Origin of the sequence: Haoranjiania flava (assembly GCF_025631005.1) — a bacterium.
GTDB classification, from domain to species: domain Bacteria; phylum Bacteroidota; class Bacteroidia; order Chitinophagales; family Chitinophagaceae; genus Haoranjiania; species Haoranjiania flava.
This window is the reverse complement of the sequence record NZ_JAOTPL010000002.1, coordinates 253,374-276,618: the sequence shown is the minus strand read 5'-3', so window position 1 is coordinate 276,618 and position 23,245 is coordinate 253,374. Positions and strand designations below refer to the sequence as shown.

The 23,245-nt window shown below is 41.7% G+C and carries 16 protein-coding genes; 8 read left to right on the top strand and 8 right to left on the bottom strand.

Annotated elements, in window-relative coordinates; translation table 11 throughout:
* The first annotated feature begins 29 nt into the window (after positions 1-29).
* A complete protein-coding gene (locus tag OD355_RS02650) occupies positions 30-2,759 on the top strand; it encodes a putative LPS assembly protein LptD (RefSeq protein WP_263036899.1) in 2,730 nt (909 codons plus the stop codon).
* 559 nt (positions 2,760-3,318) lie between these two features.
* Here OD355_RS02650 and OD355_RS02645 read toward each other — a convergent pair.
* Both OD355_RS02645 and OD355_RS02640 read right to left on the bottom strand, forming a co-directional pair.
* Positions 3,319-5,055, bottom strand: coding sequence for a S41 family peptidase (locus OD355_RS02645; protein WP_263036898.1), 1,737 nt, complete (start codon positions 5,053-5,055; stop codon positions 3,319-3,321).
* Positions 5,056-5,072: 17 nt separating this feature from the next.
* Complete coding sequence (locus OD355_RS02640; RefSeq protein WP_263036897.1) at positions 5,073-5,294, bottom strand: PspC family transcriptional regulator; 222 nt, start codon at positions 5,292-5,294, stop codon at positions 5,073-5,075.
* Between the two features lie 189 nt (positions 5,295-5,483).
* On the opposite strand from OD355_RS02640, the gene OD355_RS02635 reads away from it, so the two are divergent.
* From OD355_RS02635 to OD355_RS02615, 5 genes are all read left to right on the top strand, one after another.
* On the top strand, positions 5,484-7,754 hold the full coding sequence (locus tag OD355_RS02635; RefSeq protein WP_263036896.1) for an aconitate hydratase: 2,271 nt from the start codon (positions 5,484-5,486) through the stop codon (positions 7,752-7,754).
* Positions 7,755-7,871: 117 nt separating this feature from the next.
* Positions 7,872-9,104 (top strand): serpin family protein, encoded by a 1,233-nt coding sequence (locus OD355_RS02630; RefSeq protein WP_263036895.1) that lies wholly within the window; start codon positions 7,872-7,874, stop codon positions 9,102-9,104.
* 77 nt (positions 9,105-9,181) lie between these two features.
* A complete protein-coding gene (pncA, locus tag OD355_RS02625) occupies positions 9,182-9,772 on the top strand; it encodes a bifunctional nicotinamidase/pyrazinamidase (RefSeq protein ID WP_263036894.1) in 591 nt (196 codons plus the stop codon).
* A gap of 97 nt (positions 9,773-9,869) precedes the next feature.
* A complete protein-coding gene (locus OD355_RS02620) occupies positions 9,870-10,814 on the top strand; it encodes a DUF4349 domain-containing protein (RefSeq protein ID WP_263036893.1) in 945 nt (314 codons plus the stop codon).
* 116 nt (positions 10,815-10,930) lie between these two features.
* Positions 10,931-12,082, top strand: a complete 1,152-nt coding sequence (locus tag OD355_RS02615; RefSeq protein ID WP_263036892.1) for a YihY/virulence factor BrkB family protein — start codon at positions 10,931-10,933, stop codon at positions 12,080-12,082.
* A 761-nt stretch (positions 12,083-12,843) separates the two neighbouring features.
* Here the strand turns inward: OD355_RS02615 and rnr are convergent.
* Positions 12,844-14,889 carry a ribonuclease R gene (gene rnr / locus OD355_RS02610; protein ID WP_263036891.1) on the bottom strand — a complete coding sequence of 682 codons (2,046 nt, stop codon included), beginning with the start codon at positions 14,887-14,889 and terminating at the stop codon, positions 12,844-12,846.
* A 184-nt stretch (positions 14,890-15,073) separates the two neighbouring features.
* On the opposite strand from rnr, the gene OD355_RS02605 reads away from it, so the two are divergent.
* Entirely contained in the window at positions 15,074-15,775 is a 702-nt protein-coding gene (locus tag OD355_RS02605) for a DUF4230 domain-containing protein (RefSeq protein WP_263036890.1), read from the top strand.
* Here the strand turns inward: OD355_RS02605 and lpxK are convergent.
* Genes lpxK through polA form a run of 5 tightly spaced genes read right to left on the bottom strand, consistent with a single transcriptional unit; the run spans position 15,768 to position 21,585 of the window.
* Positions 15,768-16,856: a tetraacyldisaccharide 4'-kinase gene (gene lpxK / locus OD355_RS02600; protein WP_263036889.1), complete on the bottom strand. Its 1,089-nt coding sequence runs from the start codon at positions 16,854-16,856 to the stop codon at positions 15,768-15,770. The genes OD355_RS02605 and lpxK overlap by 8 nt on opposite strands.
* Positions 16,837-17,409: a 5-formyltetrahydrofolate cyclo-ligase gene (locus OD355_RS02595; protein WP_263036888.1), complete on the bottom strand. Its 573-nt coding sequence runs from the start codon at positions 17,407-17,409 to the stop codon at positions 16,837-16,839. Before OD355_RS02595 ends, lpxK begins: the two co-directional genes overlap by 20 nt.
* On the bottom strand, positions 17,402-17,950 hold the full coding sequence (locus OD355_RS02590; protein ID WP_263036887.1) for an RsmD family RNA methyltransferase: 549 nt from the start codon (positions 17,948-17,950) through the stop codon (positions 17,402-17,404). The genes OD355_RS02595 and OD355_RS02590 overlap by 8 nt, the downstream gene beginning before the upstream one ends.
* Positions 17,947-18,765 (bottom strand): DUF3822 family protein, encoded by an 819-nt coding sequence (locus tag OD355_RS02585; RefSeq protein ID WP_263036886.1) that lies wholly within the window; start codon positions 18,763-18,765, stop codon positions 17,947-17,949. Before OD355_RS02585 ends, OD355_RS02590 begins: the two co-directional genes overlap by 4 nt.
* An 18-nt stretch (positions 18,766-18,783) precedes the next feature.
* Positions 18,784-21,585, bottom strand: coding sequence for a DNA polymerase I (gene polA, locus OD355_RS02580; protein ID WP_263036885.1), 2,802 nt, complete (start codon positions 21,583-21,585; stop codon positions 18,784-18,786).
* A 984-nt stretch (positions 21,586-22,569) separates the two neighbouring features.
* On the opposite strand from polA, the gene OD355_RS02575 reads away from it, so the two are divergent.
* On the top strand, positions 22,570-22,965 hold the full coding sequence (locus tag OD355_RS02575) for a hypothetical protein (RefSeq protein ID WP_263036884.1): 396 nt from the start codon (positions 22,570-22,572) through the stop codon (positions 22,963-22,965).
* Positions 22,966-23,245 lie beyond the last annotated feature (280 nt).

Below are 23,245 nucleotides of genomic sequence, written 5' to 3'. Positions count from 1 at the left end.
TTAATCAGGAACGGCGCCTATAGTCTGATATGAATAAACTTTGTAAATGTAAAGTTAGATTAAAAAACGTACTTAAAGTTGCCTTTAGTATTGTAGCATTGCTTATTTCACACCAGCAAACTTTTTCCTATCCAAACTATAACTTTTTCTTAGCAAAAACATGGCCTGCTTACTTTTACCGCACGGATACGATTGTTCCTGTTATAGATTCTGCAACCATACGCACCCTGGACACTACGGTTGCAGTTGTAAAAGATACTTTAAGAAATACTACTGATACACTTACGCTTTCCAAAGATTCACTCACTGCACCCATAGCTTACCACGCCAAAGATTCCTTTGTATTCCTGGTACCTCAGAAACAACTCTACCTGCACGGCAATGCCAACGCAAAAACAGAGGGCGCCACTTCAGCCGAAAGTGTGGACATTACGGCCAATACTATTTTTTACGACAATGCCACCAATATTGTACGCGCCTGGGGCGGTACCGATACTGCCAAAAAAGCTTTGAACCTGCCGACCATAATACAGGGCGAGTCCAAGTCTATCATGGATACGATCTCCTTTAACCTGAAAACACAGAAGGGTATTTTTAAAAATACGTATTACAATGAAGGCGAGATTTTTGTAAATGCGGAAATTGTAAAAAAAGTAGATAAAGATGTGGCATTTGCCTACAACGGACGGTTCACTACCTGTAACCTGGATGAGCCTCACTTTGCACTGCGGGCGAGAAAATTAAAACTCATCACCAATAAACTGGCTGTATCAGGCCCGGCTATCCCCGAGTTTGAAAGTGTGCCCATGCCTGTAGCTATACCTTTCGGCATCTACCCCATGCAGCGCGGACGGCATTCAGGTGTAATTCCGCCACAATTTACCCAGAACTCTTCCATGGGGCTGGGGCTCGAAGGATTGGGATATTATAAAGTGATCAATGACTACTGGGATGTCACTTTCCGCGGAAACCTTTATTCTTATTTCGGCTATACTGTGAATGTAAGCCCGCAGTACTACAAACGTTACCGCTACAGGGGCAGGTTTTCTTTTAACTACCAGAACACCCGGACGCTGAATGAGTCAACCATTATTCCCGACGAATTTATCAGCAATAAAAGTTTCCAGGTAAACTGGAGCCACTCCATGGACAGCAAGGCGCGTCCCGGGGTAAGCTTCTCTGCCAGCGTAAATGCGGGCAGTTCCGGCTTTAACAGGAATATACCCAACAACCCGTATAAGAACTTCCAGAACCAGATGAGCTCGAGTATTGCTTACTCAAAGTCATGGCAGGACGGTAAATACAATCTTTCCATGCAAGCCAACCACAACCAGAACAACATGACAAAGCTGATCAATGTGCAGCTGCCTACGCTTAGCTTTTCTACTACTACCTTTAACCCCTTTCAGAACAAAGAGTCTGCAGGTACGCCCAAATGGTATGAGAATTTCGGTATTGGCTACAACGGCACCTTGCTGAACCAGTTTTCTTTTTATGATACGGCTTTTAGCTTCAAACATTTATTAGATACTACCCAATGGGGAGCTCAGCATAACATTCCCATTACACTTGCATTGCCTGCCCTGGGCCCGCTGATGATCTCTCCCTCGGTATCGTACTCTGAAAACTGGATGAGCCGGAAAATATACCGTAAATGGAATGCTTCTGAAGAAAAGGTGGATACTATTAATAAAAAAGGACTCTACATTGCCCGTCAAATGAGCTTTGGCCTGTCTGCGAACACCAGGATATTCGGTACGTTTAATTTCAGGAAGGGTAAAATACTGGCCTTGCGCCACGAGATCAGGCCCACGATAAGCGCCAGCTACTCTCCCAACATGGCCAGAAGCTACTACGAAGAATTGCAGATAGATAAGAGAGGCAATAAAATGATGGTTTCCCAATACGATGGCAATCTTTTCGGAGGTTTTAGCAACATGGCTTTCGGCGGCTTGAATTTCGGCATTGACAACCTGCTGGAAATGAAAATGCGCAATGACAATGACACCACGGGCCTCGATGAAAACCTGACCAAAAAGATCAGGCTGATAGACGGGCTAAGCATCAATTCCGGCTACAACTTCCTGGCCGATTCCATGCAATGGCAGCCCATCTCTATTTCCATGCGTACCTCTTTGTTTGACAATAAACTTTCTGTAACCAGCAACGCTACCATAGACCAGTACGCCGTGAACCCGGAAACCGGTATCCGGACAAGCCAGCTGCTATGGTCAAGAGGGCATTTAGGAAATCTTACCAATGCCAGCCTGGCGCTTTCCACTTCTTTTTCCAGTAAAAAGAAAGATGAGCGTAAAGACAAGGAAAGAGTGCCCATAGACCCGAGCCTTACTATGGATGAGCAACAGCGGCAGATAGAGTATGTTCGCCAAAACGCATCCGAGTTTGTAGATTTTAATATCCCCTGGAATTTATCTGCCTCTGTTGCGGTCAACTACTACCGCCAGCAAATGGCCAACTACCGCGGTGTGCAGAATATTTTTAATGCAAGCCTTAACCTTAGCGGCGATTTCAGCATTACTCCCAAATGGAAGGCGGGCGGCTCTACCTATTTTGACCTCAAAACGCTGCAGATGAATATGCTTACCTTGTTCATCAGCCGCGAAATGCACTGCTGGCAGCTTAGCATTAATGTAACACCGGTGGGCCCGTGGAAATCGTTCAGCATTGTACTGAATCCTAAGGCAGGCATCCTCAGAGACCTGCGCATTAACCGTACAAGGAATTTTGGAGGGTATTAGCGCCTCACCCCGGCCCTCCCTGCCTACTCCGAAGAATCGGCGGAAGAGAGGGAGTAGAAGCCTGATGATGTAACAACAGTATTCTTCGTTACGTTAGCGAAGTGCATGACGAAGTTGAGATCAACGTGAATTTCTTAATGCGATACACCTACTTTATATTCCACACTCATAGCACAAACGTCCGCTTGTGCCTGCGGCTAAGCAAGATGGTAGTTAACATTACCTCACATGGGAAGAAGATTGCTTCTAACCTTCGTTACACTACGGTTTATCGCATTACGCATACACTTCAAAAATGTCATTCGAGCGAGCTACTCTGACGGTTCCGGAGTCTTCGGACGGAGCGAAAGCAATCTCATTCACCACTTACCTCCTAAATTCTTTGCGAGCTTGGGGTAAAAGCTTGGCGTGCAAATAAATAAAAAACACCTTGCAACTCATAGCACAAGCGGACGCTTGCGCCTGCTGTGAATCGCACAATCAATATTACAATCTCAACTTAATATAGCCATGGATAAAAAACTGCCGTTGAAATGCCGGCAGTTGGAATAGGATAAATTTATTTGGAAGGGTCAATGACCATATCATAGATGTTTGTAACAGGGCCTAAAGAAATACCTCTCACATCTTTCATACTTCCCTGATCCGTAGTTGCAGCAGAACGAATAGCACCGCCATACCTGGACATAGTTACAGGAGGTGTATATTTATTATCTCCCAGGATTAGCCTGATGGCTTCCCTAAAGCATCTTTCCCTTGGATCGCCTAAGTCATAACGAATATCATCAAAAGCCTGGTAATCTGTACTCATACCGGCATAATAACCCCCTTCACCCAAAGCGTTTTTAGTTTCAAAATTAGATACCCACATGCTGAAACTGTTATTTTCCGGACCCATGCGTACTTCGAAGAAGCCGATAGGTTTACCATAGGTTTTTTTACCATCATCTGAGAAAGAAGCCCCTACCAATGTTACATTCATATGAGGCTTCAGGCAATTGATCATCATTTCGCTTGCGGAGGCAGAACTGCTGCTCACAATAAAGAAAATGCGCGGCAGGTCTATCGAGCCTTTTTTAGCAATTTTTTTGGTATTACTTTCTATTGAGTAATCGTAATCAAAATAGGTTAAACCAGGCTTGATCTTATCATTTTCATCGCGCTGAGGCAGCTGTTTTAAAATTATTGCTTTTTTCTGCTGCATGAGCGTGTTATAATAGTTTACCATCTTTACTTTTCCATGCGCAGATGAAGGCGCCAGGTAGTCTACAAAGTTGTCGGCTGTATTAACCCAACCACCGCCATTATATCGCAAATCAATTACCAGGTCCTGGATTCCCTGAGAGGTAAATCTCTGGATCACACGCTCAAGCGGTTCCTTGGAACTGCTGTCAAATTCCGTAAACGATTTATAGGCTGCATACCCTATTTTCTTACTCACTCCATTGTTGGGACTAGTGATTGTCAATACGGTATCTTTGAAGAAAGGATCAAATCTATAGGTAGATTTATTCAGCGAAAAATTTTTTTCAACTTTAGTAGATGGCTTATAAGTAGTTATATTAAGATGATCGCCGTTTAAGGCCCTTTCAACAGCATTAATATTATCGTCATTTACAATTATTCCATTCAATTTAGTAACGTAGTCTCCCCTTCTTATTCCAGCATAGTAAGCGGGCGACTCCTTAGTAATGAACCTTACAAAGCTTACATAACTGTTGGAGTCAACTTTTGCAGCATCAATACTATCGGCAGTACCATACGAATACTTTGCTGGGATAAACCCTAACACAAAGCCAAAATTATTTTCCTTGCCATCTAAAGTCATTTTTAGATTTTTAGAGTAATCGTTATTTAGCAATGCATTAGAAACAGCGCCTCCATTCATGGTACTTTTTGTATAAGCAACATAAGAAAATTTCGCATGGCTGTTGTCATCTATTCTTTGTCCATACTTATCATAATCTATAGCCTGCTCGTACGACCTTCCTACACCATCTTTAGCATAACGTGTAAGCTGGAAAACCTCCTTTTGCAAGCCCATCAAAGTATCGGAAGTTTTGTATTGACGTGGCAGAAATTCTTTATACGCAGGGAGCTTATCATGCCAGTAATAAATTTCCTTAGCATAAAAAAACACCGAATCGTAGAGCCTGTCTGCCCAGGTGGAATTAGCAGTGTCTAACTTAACACCTCCGTCATCAGGAATATCATCGATATTTTTTTTGCATGAGTATATACTTGCTGCGGTAAAGAAGATTACTGCTGCCACTAACAATTTGTGTATGCTGATCATTTAATGTGGTCGTTTTTTTAATTGGCCTCCACCGGGTTCCTCTTGGCAAAGAAAACATACTTTCTGATGTTTAAGGTAAACAGCATGGCCATGTAAACAATAATTGGCGATCCCAAAGTCAGGAAGGAAATATAGATAAACCAAAGCCTGATGCGAGAGGAAGCTATGCCCAACTTTTCGCCCAGTTTGGAACATACACCAAATGCGCCCCATTCTATGAATTCTCTAATTTTTTCCATAACAATTACTTTTTAGAGGGAGAAATTGATATAAAGTTAAATTTTCTATATTCAAAATAATATATTTTTTTCTATAGCAACAAAATTTATTCCTAAAATATACACACTAAAAAAAGCAATGTTTTCTTTTTTAGTTATATTCGCTACGCATAAGAGATAACCTTTAATTTTTATAAAAACCAATTGTTTATGGCTTTTGATATTGACATGATCCGCAAGGTGTACCAGCATTTGCCCGAAAAAATAAAAAAGGCAAGGGCATTGGTTGGAAAACCTTTGACGCTGTCTGAAAAAATATTGTATGCACACCTGCACGAGGATCAGCACCTGAAAGCATTTGAGCGCGCTACAGATTATGTAAACTTTTCTCCCGACCGCGTAGCCATGCAGGATGCTACCGCACAAATGGCGCTGTTGCAGTTTATGCAGGCAGGCAGGCCAAAAGTAGCAGTACCCTCTACCGTGCATTGTGATCACCTGATCATAGCCAAAGAAGGAGCAGAAAAAGACCTTGCCCTCGCCAACCAGGACAGTAAGGAAGTTTTTGATTTCCTGAGTTCGGTATCCAATAAATACGGAATTGGTTTCTGGAAGCCCGGCGCCGGCATTATTCACCAGGTAGTACTGGAAAACTATGCATTTCCCGGCGGCATGATGATCGGTACCGATTCACATACCGTAAACGCAGGCGGATTGGGCATGATCGCTATCGGCGTAGGCGGCGCCGATGCCTGTGATGTAATGGCAGGCCTCCCCTGGGAGCTGAAGTTTCCCAAACTGATCGGTATAAAACTTACCGGAAAGCTCAACGGCTGGACTGCTCCCAAAGATGTAATACTGAAAGTTTCCGGGTTGCTGACCGTTAAGGGCGGCACCGGCGCTATTGTAGAATATTTCGGCGAAGGCGCTGTTTCCATGAGCTGTACCGGTAAAGGTACTATCTGCAATATGGGCGCTGAAATTGGCGCTACAACCTCTACTTTCGGGTACGACGATTCCATGGAGCGCTACCTGCGTGCAACCGGCAGAAGCGAAGTGGCAGATATGGCAAACGAGATCAGGGAACACCTCACCGGCGATGCCGAAGTGTATGCCGATCCTGAAAAATATTTTGATGAAGTTTATGAAATAAATCTTTCTGAACTGGAGCCGCATGTAAACGGCCCGTTCACCCCCGACCTGGCTACACCTATTTCTAAAATGAAGGAAGCAGCCCTGGCCAACGACTGGCCGCTGAAGGTGGAGGTAGGCCTTATCGGGTCCTGCACCAACTCTTCTTACGAAGACCTTTCGCGCGCTGTATCCATAGCCAGGCAGGTAGGCGAGAAAAACCTGGCAGCCAAAGCAGAATTCGGCATCAACCCCGGCTCTGAACAGATCAGGTATACGGTGGAAAGAGACGGCATTATTGATACCTACAAAAAAGTAGGCGCAACTATTTACACCAATGCCTGCGGCCCCTGCATAGGCATGTGGGACAGGATGGGCGCCGAGAAAAAGGAGAGAAACACCATTGTACACTCCTTCAACCGCAACTTTGCCAAACGCAACGATGGCAACCCCAATACCTTTGCATTCGTAGCTTCTCCGGAAATCGTTACGGCGCTGGCCATTGCCGGCGACCTTGGCTTTAACCCGCTGACAGATACCCTCACCAACCAGGCCGGTGCGCAAGTAAAATTAGACCCTCCTTCCGGCGATGAATTGCCAACCAAAGGTTTTGAAGTAGAAGACCCGGGCTACCAGGCTCCGGCTGAAGACGGCAGCAATATTACCGTAAGCGTATCGCCTGAGAGCAACAGGCTGCAACTGCTGGAACCATTCCCTGCCTGGAACGGCAAAGATATGACCGGTTTACGCCTGCTGATAAAAGCTAAAGGAAAGTGCACAACAGACCATATCTCTATGGCAGGCCCCTGGCTGAAGTACCGCGGCCACCTGGATAATATTTCCAACAACCTGCTGATTGGCGCACTGAATTATTTTAACGAGCAAACTGACCTGGTTAAAAACCAGCTTACCGGAACCTACGGCCCAGTGCCTGAAACACAGCGGGCTTACAAGGCAGCCGGCATAGGAACAATTGTAGTGGGCGATGAAAACTACGGTGAAGGATCCAGCCGTGAGCATGCTGCCATGGAGCCGCGCCATTTAGGCGTAAAAGCGGTGCTGGTAAAATCATTCGCACGCATCCACGAAACCAACCTGAAGAAACAGGGTATGCTCGCACTGACTTTTGCCAACAAGGATGATTACGATAAAATACTGGAAGACGACGTGATCGACATCGTGGGGCTCACAGATTTTACCCCGGTAAAACCGTTAACGCTGGTACTGCATCACAAAGACGGCACCACAGAACAGTTTCCTGTGAACCATACCTACAATGCACAGCAGATAGAATGGTTCAAAGCCGGTGCAGCACTAAACATTATCCGGAAAAATTTTGCCGAAAATTAAATACCCGATCCCGTAACAAATGTTGCGGGATTTTTTTATAAAAATAAGCCATTCCAGGTGTAACGTTTCTGCCATCTTTAACGTATCTATAAGAGTTATATTTAAAAAAAGGATTGTATGAAACTACATTTAACAACCATTCTGATAAGCGCACTAACCTTTACCGGCTGTACAAAAAGTACAGATGGAGGTGCAAAGCCTGATGCGGACAGCCAGGCAAAACCAATTGAAATAAAACAGGAGGTTGCCAATGCAACGTCTTCATTTGCATTTGATTTTTTTAAGACAGTACAAACAGAATATGTGGCAGATGATAATATTTTTTTATCGCCGTTAAGCCTGCACATGGCTTTAGGCATGGTGGTGAACGGCGCCGGCAATGACACAAAATCTGAGATTTTAAAAGCATTGCACGCAGAAAATATCAACATCAAAGACCTGAATGTTGCGTATAGCAAGCTGCTGCAAGAACTGCCAGCAGCCGATCCTAAAGTAAAAATGACATTGGCCAATGCTATTTTCCACAAAACTTCATTCCCGTTTGAAACCGTATATCTCAACCAGATGAAAAATGATTTTAATGCACAGGTTACAGGTCTGCCGTTTGTACCTTCGGATGTAGCTATTATTAATAAATGGGCCAATGACAATACCAACGGAAAAATACCCAAAGTATTGCAAGCATTGGATCCGCACCTGGTGATGATACTGATGAATGCTTTGTATTTCAAGGGCGATTGGACCAGAAAATTCGATAAAAAAGACACCAAAGATGAGCAATTTACCGGTGAGAATGGCGCCAGGAAAACGGTAAAAATGATGAAGCAGGAAGGCGTATTTGATTATACTGAAAATGAAGATTACCAGGTGATCAACCTTCCGTATGGCAATCAGCAATTCCGGGCTACCATCCTGTTGCCAAAGCCGGGAAAAAGTATAAAAAGTATATACAACAGCCTTAGTTTATCCGGCTGGGACGAGCTGCAGCAAAAAATGCGGGGAACAAATACCATAGTAAGCCTGCCAAAGTTTAAACTTGAAAAAGACACGGTTTTGAATAATACTTTAAAGAAGATGGGTATGACGAAGGCTTTTAATGAAAGTTTAGCTGATTTCTCCACCATGAGCAAAGTAAAACCTTTATTTATAGGGTTTGTAAAACAAAATACCTTTGTAGAAGTAAATGAAGAAGGTACGGAAGCCGCAGCAGTTACAACTACCGGGATGCTTTCAACCTCCGCACCGCAGCTAAAGACGGTAATTTTTAATTGCAACCGGCCTTTTGGTATCATTATCAGCGAAAAAACCTCCAATACCATCTTGTTTATGGGCAGGATCATGCATCCATAATTTCCATATACCTGTATGTATCTTAAGCTGCCGCTCCTGCAAGTGCGGCAGTTTTGTTTATATTTGATAAAAAACAAATGAAGGCTCTGATAATAGTAGATATACAAAACGATTTTTTACCAGGAGGATCACTGGCTGTGAATGACGGCGATAAAATTATCCCAACCATCAACCAGCTACAAAACAATTATGAGCTGGTAGTGGCCACACAAGACTGGCACCCGGCCGGACACCTGAGCTTCGCTTCCCAACATCCGGGAAAAAATGTATTTGAAATAATTGATCTGCACGGCCTGCAACAAACATTATGGCCCGACCATTGTGTACAGGAAACGACGGGAGCTGCATTTGCCGATACACTAAATACAAGTAAAATTGAAGCCATCTTCCGTAAAGGGATGGACAGGCATATAGACAGCTACAGCGGTTTTTATGATAATGGTAAGCTAAAGTCTACCGGCCTTGCAGATTACCTGAAAGGGCGCAATGTAAACAGCGTGGACGTTTGCGGGCTTGCGGCCGATTATTGTGTGTACTTTACCGCTATGGATTCTTTAGAACTTGGCTTTGCTACCGCTATTATTGAGAATGCCACCAGAGCTATTGACAGCAACCGGTTCGAACAGTTAAAAACGGTATTTACAGCAAAAGGGGGCACCATGCAATAAATTTAAATTTTATTTTAATATTCAGCTAGGTTACAAATTATACCGGCAGGTATAAATAGCATCAGGTCTTCATTATTCCACCAATAAAACAAATGCTATGCATACCAAAACTATCGCATGCCTGCTTATCCTTATCGCCTTGCTCCTGAATTCCTGCGGCAATTCAAACGTTGACCACCAGTCTGCCGATCGTGCTGAAAGCGCTGCTGCCACACCTGAAACGGCAGAAGACGTTACAGCCGACAATGCTTCCATCGTGTCTTCATACATCGCTAAAGCAGGCACAGACAGTACCAAGAAGATCATTAAAACTGCTGATTTAAAGTTCAAATCAAAAGACGCTGTAAAAACTACCTACAACATAGAAGACCTGGTGAGAGCCAACGGCGGATTTGTAGAATCTTCTGAAATATCAAAAACTCAACAAGATGAGAAGTTGGTGCAAACCACCAGAGACTCTGCATTACAGATCATTCACTATGTATTGCAGAGCAATGTAACCCTGCGTGTACCTCAGTATAACCTGGATACTTTGCTGAAGCAGATCAGCAACCATATAGATTTTTTAGAAAGCAGAAACCTCACGGCTGAAGACGCCACGCTGAAATATTTTGCAGAAGAGCTTAGACAAAAAAGAGCATCGCGCTCTCAAAACAGGATTGATAGCCTGCAGCGGGGTAAAAGGGGTGATCTCAGTGACAATGTATCAGCCGAAAACGCGCGTTACAACAGGCAGCTATCTGCAGACGAAGCACTTTTGAACAAAATCCAACTGGATGATAAGGTCAATTACAGCACCGTGCACCTGCACATTTTCCAAGATAAAAAAGAATTTAAGACCACGGTGCCTTTTGTAAAAAGCATCAATACTTATAAGCCTGATTTTGGCTTAAGGTTTATAGATGCCTTAAAAACCGGCTGGTATCTATTCCTGGAATTTGTACTGATCCTTACCAGGTTATGGTGGCTGTTATTTGTAGCAATCGGCATCTGGCTGGTTGTAAAAATGCTGCAAAAAATAAGCAGGAAGAAGAGGCTGTAGGTTTTGGTACAATATATGATGTTTAGTGTAAGTGAGGGATTACAACAATCGCCCACTTAGGATATGCAACCCTGTGAATAATGCTGCATGACAGCGGACAAAAAAAACAAATACTGATGAAGTTTAATGGAAAAAAAATAACATGGAAAGGCGTCTGGACAGTACTGAAAAATTCCTTTACCGGATTTTCAGACGATAACGTTACCAACCTCAGCGGATCTCTTGCCTATGCAACTATATTTTCATTAGCTCCCTTCTTTATAGTATTGCTGGGTCTACTCGGATGGTTCCTGGGAAAAGAAGCGGTTCAGGGCGAGATTTTTGAAACATTACGCCAGTACCTGGGTGCAAGTGCAGCAGGCTTCCTGGAAAATATTATAGAAAAAGCAGCGGTCTCGGGTAAGAGTAAAATAGCCGCAATCATTGGTATCGGTACGCTTATTTTTGCTGCTACCACGGTGTTTGCGCAGATACAGCAATCCATCAATACTATCTGGGGCATTAAACCCAAGCCCAAAAAAAGCTGGCTTAAAATGATATTGAACAGGTTATTATCTTTCTCCATGATCATAAGCCTTGGTTTTTTATTGTTGGTATTCTTTGGAGTAAACGCTGTGGTCGACGCCTTTAGCGACAGGTTGAGGCTGTGGTATCCGGATATTACGGTGATAATCATTTACGCAGTAAATATCCTCCTCTCATTCCTAGTGATTAGTGTTATATTCGGCGCTGTATTTAAGTTTCTGCCAGACGCTAAGATTAAGTGGAAAGATGTAATGGTAGGCGCCGCAACCACCACTGTGCTGTTTATGCTGGGCCGTTTTCTCATTGGTATTTACATCAAAAACAGTAATATTGATTCAACCTTTGGCGCTGCAGCTTCATTCGTGATCATGCTAGTATGGATCTATTATTCGGCTATCATTTTATATTTCGGTGCGGAATTTACCAAATCGTGGGCTATGGAATATGGATCCAATATCTATCCTGCGGAATATGCTGTTACCACTAAGATTGTTGAAGTGGAACATGAAGACAAGCCGCTGGAAGCGGTGAATAAAACCGAAGTAAACGGGAAAGATATTGAAAACAAAACCACCGACCTGAATGAAAAAATAAAAGAAGATTTTTCTGAAAAAAATGAGGATGAGGATGTGATTGATATCAAAGGAAAAAATACTGTCACCCTGCAGGAAAGGATTGATGACCTTGATAAAAAGATTGATGAGAAATTAAAAGAAAAACATGAGGATGATGAGCAAGTTTGATAAAAAAATGCATCTTATATTTTTGGAATAATTGATGTTTCTGGCGCGCGCCTCGAGGCGCGTTCCCACATAGCAATTCCACAATAGCAATTCGACAATAGCAATTCGACAATAGCAAGTTCACAATAGACAAGTTCACACAATAGCAAATCCTGTACTGATTTTAAAAATTAGAAAAATATCACATCATTTGCCATGTTGTGCCAGCATTCTGTGGGAATGCGCCTTGAGGCGCGTTCTTTACAATGAAAATCTTTTTTCCTTATTATAATTGTAGACAGGAAGGTATAATCTGATTTAGCAATCTAAATATTACAGCAGGGACGCGCCTCGAGGCGCGTTCCCACATAGCAATTCAACATAGCAATTCCACAATATTAAATCCTGTACTGATTTTAAAAATTAGTAAAATATCACATCATTTGCAATGTTCTGCCAGCATTCTGTGGGAATGCGCCTTGAGGCGCGTTCTTTACAATGAAAATCTCTTATCCTTATTATAATTGTAGAAGGAAGGTATAATCTGATTTAGCAATCTAAATATTACAGCAGGGGCGCGCCTCGAGGCGCGTTCCCACACAGCAATTCCACAATAGCAAGTTCACAATAGACAAGTTCCTACAATAGTAAGTTCACACAATAGTAAATCCTGTATTGATTTTAAAAATTAGTAAAATATCACATCATTTGCCATGTTGAGCCAGCATTCTGTGGGAAGCGCCTTGAGGCACGTTCCCACATAGCAACCTTCCACAATAAACTTATTTTTCTTTCTTCTGCCCCACTGCATTTCTTTTAGGTTTCTTTGCAGGCTTTGATGTTGGTTTATCTTTTTGAGGTTCACCGCCGGGCTTGGGAATCCACTCATAATCCATCTGACGCTTATCCAGATCAGCAGCAATTACTTTGATCCTTATCCTGTCGCCCATTCTGAAAGTCTTACCTGTTCTAATGCCACGCAACATAAACTCACCTTCAATATGCTCAAAAGTATCCATATACGAAAGGCTCATAAGGCTTACCATGCCTTCGCATTTTTCATTGATAGTCTCTACCCAGAAGCCAAATGAAGAAACTCCGCTGATAACACCGTCAAAATCTTCGCCCAGATGCTCCCGCATATATTCTATCTGTTTATACTTGTCGCCATCCCGCTCTGCATCCATAGCTGCACGCTCACGCTCACTGCAGTGTATGCACTTTTCTTCCATCTCCTTATCAGGTTTGGCGCTATTGTTTAAAACAGCATCCAGCACACGATGTACCATCACATCCGGATAGCGGCGGATAGGGGAAGTAAAATGGCAATAGTTTTCAAAGCCTAAGCCGTAGTGGCCAACATTCTCTGTAGTGTATACAGCCTTTGCCATAGTGCGTACGCCCAACTGTTCCAATACATGCATTTCGGGTTTACCTTGTATCTGCTGCAACATGTTGTTGAAACTCTCTGCAATAGTTTTAGGCGTGTTCAGATCAAACTTAAAACCAAATTTCATGGCTATCGGCAAAAATGCCTGAAGCTTTTCTTCGTCTGGTTTATCGTGAACGCGGTAAGGAAAAGGTAGTGGCTGCCCTTTGATCTTTACTTTAGAAACCTGCTCTGCAACTGCTTTGTTGGCAATCAGCATAAATTCTTCAATCAACTGGTGGGAAGGCTTGCTTTCCTTCACTACAATGCCGATAGGCTTGCCCTTATCATCAAGCACAAACCTCACTTCTGTAGATGAGAAATTGATAGCTCCTTTCTCAAAACGCTGCCGGCGTATGTTTTGTGCAATCTCATGTATGGTCAGTATCACATCGCTGTGGTCTCCTGCGCCACCGTCAATAATATCCTGTGCTTCCTCGTAAGTAAACCTGCGGTTAGACCTGATGACCGTCCTTCCAAACCAGGTATCGCGGATAGCGCCGTTTTTATTCATGGTAAAGACTGCAGAGAAAGTAAATTTATCTTCATCCGGGCGCAGTGAGCACAGCACATTTGAAATATGTTCGGGCAGCATCGGGTTTACCCTATCGGGCAAATAAACCGAAGTAGCGCGCTTATAAGCTTCATCGTCCAAAGCAGTGCCCGGTCGTACATAATAGCTTACGTCTGCAATGTGTACACCTATTTCAAACCAGTGTTCATCAATTTTTTTAAATGAAATGGCGTCATCAAAATCTTTGGCATCCAGCGGATCTACGGTGAAGGTAAGCACATCGCGAAAATCCTTCCTTCGATTTATTTCTTGCTGCGGCAAAGTGTCAGGCAAGGCTTCTGATTCTTTTTTTACTGCATCGTCAAAGCCAATAGTGAAGCCATTTTCAGTGAGAATATTCTGCATGGCAAAATTATTTTCATCTTCAGGCTGTATCACTTTGATTATTTCAGCTTCGGGTTTTTTATCCGGCGAATCCCATTTCAAAAATTTTACTAAAACCCTTGATCCGTCCGGTATGTTTTTCATCCTGATAGCAGAAACATAAAAATCGGGCAGTGGTTTTTCTGAAATGATATTGACAAAACCAAAGCCTTCGGAAGCATTCAACACGCCCATGAAATCTGTCTGGTTTCTTTTTAGCACATCAATGATCCTGCCTTCCAGCTTGCCGCTGACTGAACTTTTCCTTGTCACTTTTACTACTACGGTATCGCCATCCAGCGCTGTTCCGAGGTCATTTCTGTTTATAAAAATATCTTCCTGTTCTTCACTGATTATTACATAGCCCACGCCTGAACGCGTCATATCCAGCACACCGGTTAAAGGCTTCATTGCCACAGTATGGTTTTTTCCTGTTGGTCTTTTATTTATATTTTTCTTCATTGTTAAATTTACTTCCTACATATTAGCAAAAATCATGCTTTTATTTCATCCATATATATTTTTTATCTCTTTAATTGGTCGAATTGCTATAAGGTTATTCGTTCATTTGTAAACACAATGGTAAGAGATATTTAAAAAGTTGTGCGGGAAAAAATGATTATTTTAGCATTAAATTTTAAGCGCTATGTTTCAAAGATACGGAAAACGGATTATGTGGATAGGTTTAGGGCTGCTTATTCTTTTTATTGCAGCTTCGCTATACTCCATGTTTGGCAGGCCTTTGGGCACACCGCAAAACAATAGCAACGTGACAATGCTGTTGATAGGATTGGGGATCGGCGCTATATTTATCATTCTTTTATGGCGCATTCAAAAGTCCGCAAACAAAGCATCTGCCATCGTTTCAGAGCATTCGCACACTATTGTGGAAAGCATGAAAAGAGTATTTAAAATTGTTTGTGCCGAAGGATTTATTTCAGAAGTATATAATTATAAACAATCTAAAAAACTGCTGGCTTTCATTCCCGCGCAAAAAAGTGCGCTGGTGATAGTTAAAGCCAAAGTGATGATAGGCTTCGATATTGAAAAATGCCGTTGGGAAATGGATGAAGAAAATAAAAAGGTGCGACTGATCTCTGTGCCTGAGCCTGAACTGCTATCCATAGAAACTGATTATAATTACTACAGCCTGGACGATGAAATTTTCTACAAATTCAGCAATGATGATTTCAGAAAAATACAGGAAAATGCCAGGAAACAAGTGGAAAAAGCTGCTATGGAAAGTGAAATGCCGCGGATAGCAAAAGACCAGCTAAGAACCTTGCTGACAGAAGTAATTAAATCTAAAGACTGGAAAATAGAAGATAATCAGCAGCTGCTTAATTAACCTCTTTTGCAGAAAACTCTTTTATAAAATTTAATATTGTTGCATCAAACTCTGGTTGCTCATCAAACAGAAATGCATGATGAATGGGCAGCACATATACAGGCACACCCATAAGTATATCTTTAAAATTGCTGAGCTTGACCGCATCTTTTTCTGTGGTAACAATAATTTTATCAGTTGCAGCAACGGAAGAAAATCTATTGATTAAAGCAAGCACATCATTGTGTGTGAAATCGTGATGGTCACTGTATCTCAGCAGCTCCACATGACCGGCATGGGCTTGAATATAAGAGATAAGTTTACCGGTATTGGCTATGCCGGTGATCAACAATACATGGCTTCCCGATAACTTTTTCTTTTCATCCCGGGCAAATAAATGACAGGGCTCATTGTATGCAATGTGTGAGAAAAATACCTGTTGGCCAGGCAATGGATTTAACCGTTCAGTGATCTTTTCTTTTTGCCGTACAGAAAGATCCGGCGGGCACTTGGTGACAATAATTATATGCGCCCGCTGCGCGGATGTTTTTGCATCACGCAGGTTGCCGGCAGGGAGAAAGAAATCATCCACATACAAATTTCCAAACTCAGTGAGCAATATATTCAGGCCTGCGTTTACAGGCCTGTGCTGGAAAGCATCGTCAAGAATGATTATTTCCGTTTCAGGCGCATCGAGCAACAACGCCGGGATGGCTTCCGCACGCTGCTCGCCAACAGCTACGCGTATTTCAGGAAATGAAGTATGAAACTGCATAGGCTCATCACCGATATCACGGGCGGTAGTATTTTTGCCGGCAAGCAGGTAGCCTTTGGTTTTTCTTTTATAGCCGCGGCTAAGTGTGGCCACAAGGTAATCTTTTTTTAATAAGCGTATAAGGTATTCCGTCATCGGCGTTTTGCCTGTACCGCCTACAGACAGGTTGCCTACGCAGATCACCGGCAGGTTGAATGTTGCAGACCGAAGAATCTTTTTGTTGTAAAGGAAATTTCTCAGCAATACCACCAGCCCGTATATCACTGATACGGGAAATAATAAGTACCTGATAACTTTTATGATGGCATCAGAACGCATAAACAGCATCGCAGGTGATACAATAATCTAAAGCAATATCATGATCAGATACATCCTCTATTTCATCGACCGGGGGAAAATAACTGAAACCGATTTTTAATACATCTTCGCGGCACGTGGTTAAAAACTTATCATAGTAACCTTTTCCAAAGCCAACGCGGTAGCCGTTTGTATCGAAAGCAAGCAGTGGCACAAAAACCACATCAATATCCCGCGGATCAACAATTACCTCAGATACGGGCTCGTACAATCCCTGGGGATTTTTTTCGTAAGAAGATTCTTCCTCTATGATCAATGCGTGCATCTGGTGGTTTTGCCAATCTGTTTTGGGGTAAGCTACCTGCAATTCAGGAAAAACAAACTGCATGTACCTGGTAAAGATAAACGTATTCGGTTCACCGAATTTTTCAATCGGGAAATAAGTGAACAGGCAATTTACCTCATCGTCAAAAGTGATTTTTTGCAAATTGATGAGCAAAAGATCATCAAACTTTAATCGCTGATGCGGCTCTATAGCTCTTCTTTTTGCAAGATATGCTTTGCGCAGTTCATTCTTATTCATCGTGAGTACTTTCAAAAAAAGTAAAAATGGTAGTGCCGTAATTACGTTGAAAGCTATAGCCGGCGTAATCTTTGTAATCGTTGCGTGGCGTATGTTCCAGCACAAAATAGCCGCCCTGCGCAATTAATTTCTTTTCAACAACCAGTTTGGGCAATTCATCAATAGCTCCCAAAGAATAAGGAGGGCCGGCAAAAATAAAGTCATAGGCGTCCCTGCAACTTTCAAGGTACTGGAACACATCCATCTTCAGCACTTTGGCATTTTCTATGTCCAGTAATTTTATATTTTGCTGAATGAAATTATACATCTGTGTGTCCTTCTCCACAATGGTGAGATCGCCGGCACCGCGTGAGGCAAGCTCATAAGAGATGCTTCCTGTGCCGCCAAAAAGATCCAGCGTTTTTATATCATCAAAATCTACCCTGTTTTGCAAAATATTGAACAAGCCTTCCTTGGCAATGTCTGTAGTAGGCCTGGTATTGGGCATTTTAGCCGGCGGGTTTATTCTTCTTCCACGATATTTTCCGGTTATTATTCTCATGTAAAATAATCGGTGTTTAAAAAATAGGGTATAAAATAGTGTAATGGATATGCGCCTGTCTGCTCTTTTGAAAATAGATTTTCATCGATCGTATCCCCCTCAATATGCGGTATAAAATTATAGATCTGTTTATACAAAGCAGAGTCGCCGTCTATACTTCCTGACAACATCAGCCTGGTGTCATTTATGTCGAAGCCCAATTGCTTTATTGCATTTAGCAGGTGATACACAACATCTGCTTCACCAGAAAAACTGTAAGTGTTGATCAGTTGTAAATCGCGGTTGCTGAAGGCAGCGAGGACCATGGTATGGTCATAAAAAATTGCATACAATAATTTACCATCTGCCTTAATAGTATTCACAATGCGGTGAATTATTGTTGAATATTTATGCGTGATCTTAATGCCAGGAAATGCTTTTTTCAGAGTTTGCAATTTTTTGCTATCTACAAAATAAGCGATCTCTATATCATTGAGTGAAGACCAAAACATTTCATATCCGGCCGGAACATTGAGTATTTTATTCAAAAAACCTGCATCATTACTCTCCTGCAAAAATTCCTTTGGAATGCAGGTGGCATAAGCATTCTGGCACACAACATTTACCGGCAATTCATTGTTAGCCTGCGCAAAGCCTTCTTTAACTGCATACAGTATTTCAGCAAAGTCATCCATGTTTTTATAGCTGTATAAATGAAATGCTGCAATAATATTCTCTGAAGAAGTTGTGCAGGCTGCTACATAATCGTCTCCCACTTCAAGAAAAAGACGGTGTGGTGTATGTTGGTTTTTTATCGCCTGTATTTTAAGGTGCATACGCTGCAATATTACGATTTAATGCGCTTCCAGCCAATTTGTACCAATGCCTGCCTCTGCTTCCACAGGCACATCATTTGGCAGCGGCAGTGCAGTGCGCATCTTGTTTATCACAATCTCCCTGACCAGTTCTATTTCGCTTTGCAGTACATCAAACACCAGTTCATCATGTACCTGCAAAATCATTTTTGAACGTATGCCTTGTTCTTTGAAAGCCTTATGAATATTGATCATGGCAAGCTTGATCATATCTGCTGCCGTTCCTTGTATGGGAGAGTTGATGGCATTTCTTTCTGCATAGCCGCGCACCACAGCATTGGATGAATTGATATCTTTCAGCCAGTTCTTTCTGCCAAGGATGGTTTCTGCATAGCCTTTTCGCTGGGCGGAAGCAATTGCCTCAGTCATATAATTATCAATCCCCGAAAATTCTTTTTTGTAGTTTTCAATGATCTCCCGCGCTTCTGATCTGCTGATGTTGAGATTGTTAGCCAATCCAAAAGCGCCCTGTCCGTAAATAATGCCGAAGTTTACACTTTTGGCTTTATAGCGCTGCTCCTTGGTAACATCAACAGGATCTACGCCATAGACTTTTGCAGCCGTTGCTGTATGAATGTCCGTACCATTTTTAAACGCTTCGCACATATTTTTATCGCCACTGATAGCTGCTACAATGCGCAGTTCTATTTGAGAATAATCGGCGCTTAATAAAATATGATTCTCATCGCGCGCGATAAATGCTCTTCTTATTTCCCTTCCCCGCTCTGTTCTGATAGGTATATTCTGGAGGTTAGGATTGTTACTGCTCAAACGCCCGGTGACAGCGATTGTCTGGTTAAAAGAGGTGTGTACCCTTCCGCTTCTCGGATTCACTATCTGCGGTAAAGTATCCACATAGGTATTGCGCAGCTTGGTGAGTTCCCTGAAACTTAGGATGTCCTCTGCAATTTTATGCTGATGCGATAATTTCAGCAATACATCTTCGCCCGTAGCATATTGGCCTGTCCTGGTTTTCCTGGCCCTGGGGTCTAACTGCAATTTTTCAAAAAGCACTTCTCCTAACTGTTTAGGCGATGCCAGGTTAAACCTTACGCCTGCTTCGCGGTAAACATTTTCTTCATATTCAGCGGCTTCTTTTTCCAGTCCTTTGGAGTAGTCCAGCAAAAAACCTTCATCGATCTTTACACCTTCAAACTCCATATCCATCAGTACTTTTACCAAAGGATTATCAACCTGCGCAAAAATGGTATGTACGTTTTTTGTATGGATCATAGGTGCGAAGACATCTTTCAATTGCAGCGTTACATCTGCATCTTCGCCGGCGTATTCCACCACTTTGCCAACCTCTACGTCGCGCATGGTTCCCTGGTTCTTACCTTTTTTACCAATCATTTCAGTGATGGCTATGGGCGTATAACCCAGGTATTGCTCGCTAAGCAAATCCATGCCACGCCTGCCTTCCGGCTCAATTACGTAATGCGCTACCATTGTATCAAACACTTCGCCTGTGAGCTCCTTACCGTACCATTTCAAAACCAGCAGATCATATTTTATATTCTGCCCGATCCATAAAACATCACTTCTGCGAAACAGTTCATCAAACAGATCCAGCCTTTTCAGCGTCTCCTGCCTGTCGGCAGGCAGGGGTACATAGAAAGCTTCTCCTTTTTCTACACAGAAACTCAGCCCTACCAGCTCAGCGCGGTTTGCATCAGGACTCGTGGTTTCTGTATCAAAAGAGATTTCTTTATAGGTAAATAATTTTTGAATAAGCCGGTGAATGTCCGGGTTTGTATCAATAAGATGGTATTTGTGTTCGGTATTGCTGATGTTGCGCATTTCCTTCACTGTCTGAATATCTTCCGTGATGGCAACCTGCATATCAGCTTCCACAACATTTCCAAAAAGATCTCTCTGCACGTTTTCAGATACAGACACCGTAAAGGTTTCACCCAGCAATCTTTTGCCCAGCGCACGAAACTCAAGCTCCGCAAACACCTGGGTCAAAGCCTCTGTATTCCAGGGCTTTAGTTCAAAGTCTTCTTCGTGAAATTCTATAGGTACGTCGGTGATGATGGTAGCCAGCATTTTAGATAAGATGGCATTTTCTTTCCCGGCCCTTATTTTTTCACCCAGTGCACCAGGAATACCATCGGCATTTTCCAGTACATTTTCCAGTGTTTTATATTCTTTCAAGAGCTTGGCTGCTGTTTTGGCGCCCACGCCTGCAATGCCCGGGATATTGTCTACTGCATCGCCCATAAGTCCGAGGATGTCAATCACCTGGCAAACATTTTCTATATCCCATTTCTCGCAAATCTTTTCCGCTGTAAGAATTTCTTCCTTGCTGCCCATGTACGCGGGCTTGAAAATAAACACGTTTTCTTTGGTAAGCAACTGCCCGAAATCCTTGTCCGGGGTAACCATAAAAACTTCATAACCCATATCTGCTGCCTGCCACGCAAGCGTGCCTATTACATCATCTGCCTCATAGCCTTCACGCTCAAGCACCGGTATATTGAAGGCTTCAATGATCCTTTTTATTTCAGGCAAAGAAGAGAGCAGGTCTTCAGGCGCTTCCTGCCGGTTGGCCTTGTACATCTCAAAGCTGGTGTGCCGTTCAGTTGGCGCGAATGCATCGAAGCACACCGCCATGTGCGTAGGCTTGTATTTATTGATGAGTTCAATCAGTGTATTTGTAAATCCGAATTGTGCGTTTGTATTTTTGCCCTGTGAGGTGATGCGGGGGTTGCGTATAAGTGCGTAATAGGCACGGTATATCAACGCCATAGCATCAAGCAGAAAAAGTTTTTTCTCCATAATCGTTGTTTCCAATAGACGGTAAAAGTACAATTTTTATCAGGGAATGGCGGGCAATTGTTTTACTCAATTACCAGGAATTTGAATAACAACTATTGCTCATTTGTAATATCTTATTAACATACTTAGATTAATTTTAACATTACATTATGATTAAAATCTATTTATTTTTTTAAATTTTGTTTAAGAGAAGTAAGAAGAGTGCACTTATTTAATTTTTAAAAATATTTAATACCATGAACAAAGAACAATATACTGATAGTCTTACTATTAAAATTATGGCATTATTATTTAGTGTAGTTTTAGCAGGAGAAATATCAGAACTATTAGGATATCTATATAAAAAACTGTTGTAGATCTATAACCATAGCATGATTGTATCAATCTTATTTTATAACTTCAGCATATTAAGTATTTTCTAATTCTATCTATTGTTTTGAATACTTTACATTATAATTTCTGCTTTGCTGGTTTTCTATATATCCTATATACATGGCAAAGATGCAACTAACAGGCATCGTAGAGGAGAAACTGAATAAAGAAATAACAAAGTTTTTCTCAAGTACATTCAGGTGAATAAATTTTAGAACGTTAAAAACCTAATCATGCTAAAAGAACACAAAGCATTCAGCTTATTCTGGAAAATAATATTAGGAATACTGTTTTTTATTGCATTGCTCTTTGCCTATAACATGGGAAAGAAAGATGCAGAAACTAAGATTCCTTATACGGTTCGTACTGTTTATACGCACATGCCTGAACGGCATTAAAAACATCAGGTAAGTGACAAAGAAAAAAGCTACTGTATATTTACATCATCATGCTGGCAAAACTATTGTTGATAAGGGATTTGTTGTCCTTCAGCGCATTTTCAATAGTTTTCTCCAGTAATGGGTTTATCAATCTATTTTATTAAAGAAATAGAATGACAGCTTTTGCATTTTCTATGATTGAATGCGATATACATCAAGGCAATTACAGCATATGAAAATTATATTAAAAAGAAATTTTGATTTTTTATTCAGAACAATTACTGTTACTATAAACGGAACTTCTCATAAATTAAGAATAAACGAAACAAAGAAAATCAAAGTTGAAACTACCACAGAGTATACCCGGGTGGTTATAAAAATGGATAATTGTTCGTCTTCAAAACAAATACCTTTAAAAGATGGTGATGTTCTTAAAATACGTCAGAAAATGCCTGGCGGATTTTATGCTATAGGTATACCTGTTGGTGTTCTTGCTGCGGCATTAGTCATATTAGACAAAATACCTTTTGTAGCATTTGCTATAATATATATCATATATTTCGCACCTTTATTTACTATATATTTCTTACTGAGAAAAGATTATTTTAATATCAGTATTGAAGCATGAAATAGCAAATTTGTCGTTTTGTAATTAAATCTGAAAAAGATCAAACAATATTGCCGGCTGCCACCTTAAAAGGAATTACATCTTTGAAAGGAATTATCGGGGATATGAATGGTTATATTGAATTTAATGTATCAAACGATGATAGCGTTATGGTTAGTTATGCTGGACTTTATCCAAAATTCTTAAGTAAGGCGCAGGCTTTAGCTACTAATACTCTATTTTTAGCTGAACAATTGCAACCTAAAGATAAACATACAGAAGAAGAAATATTTAATACTGA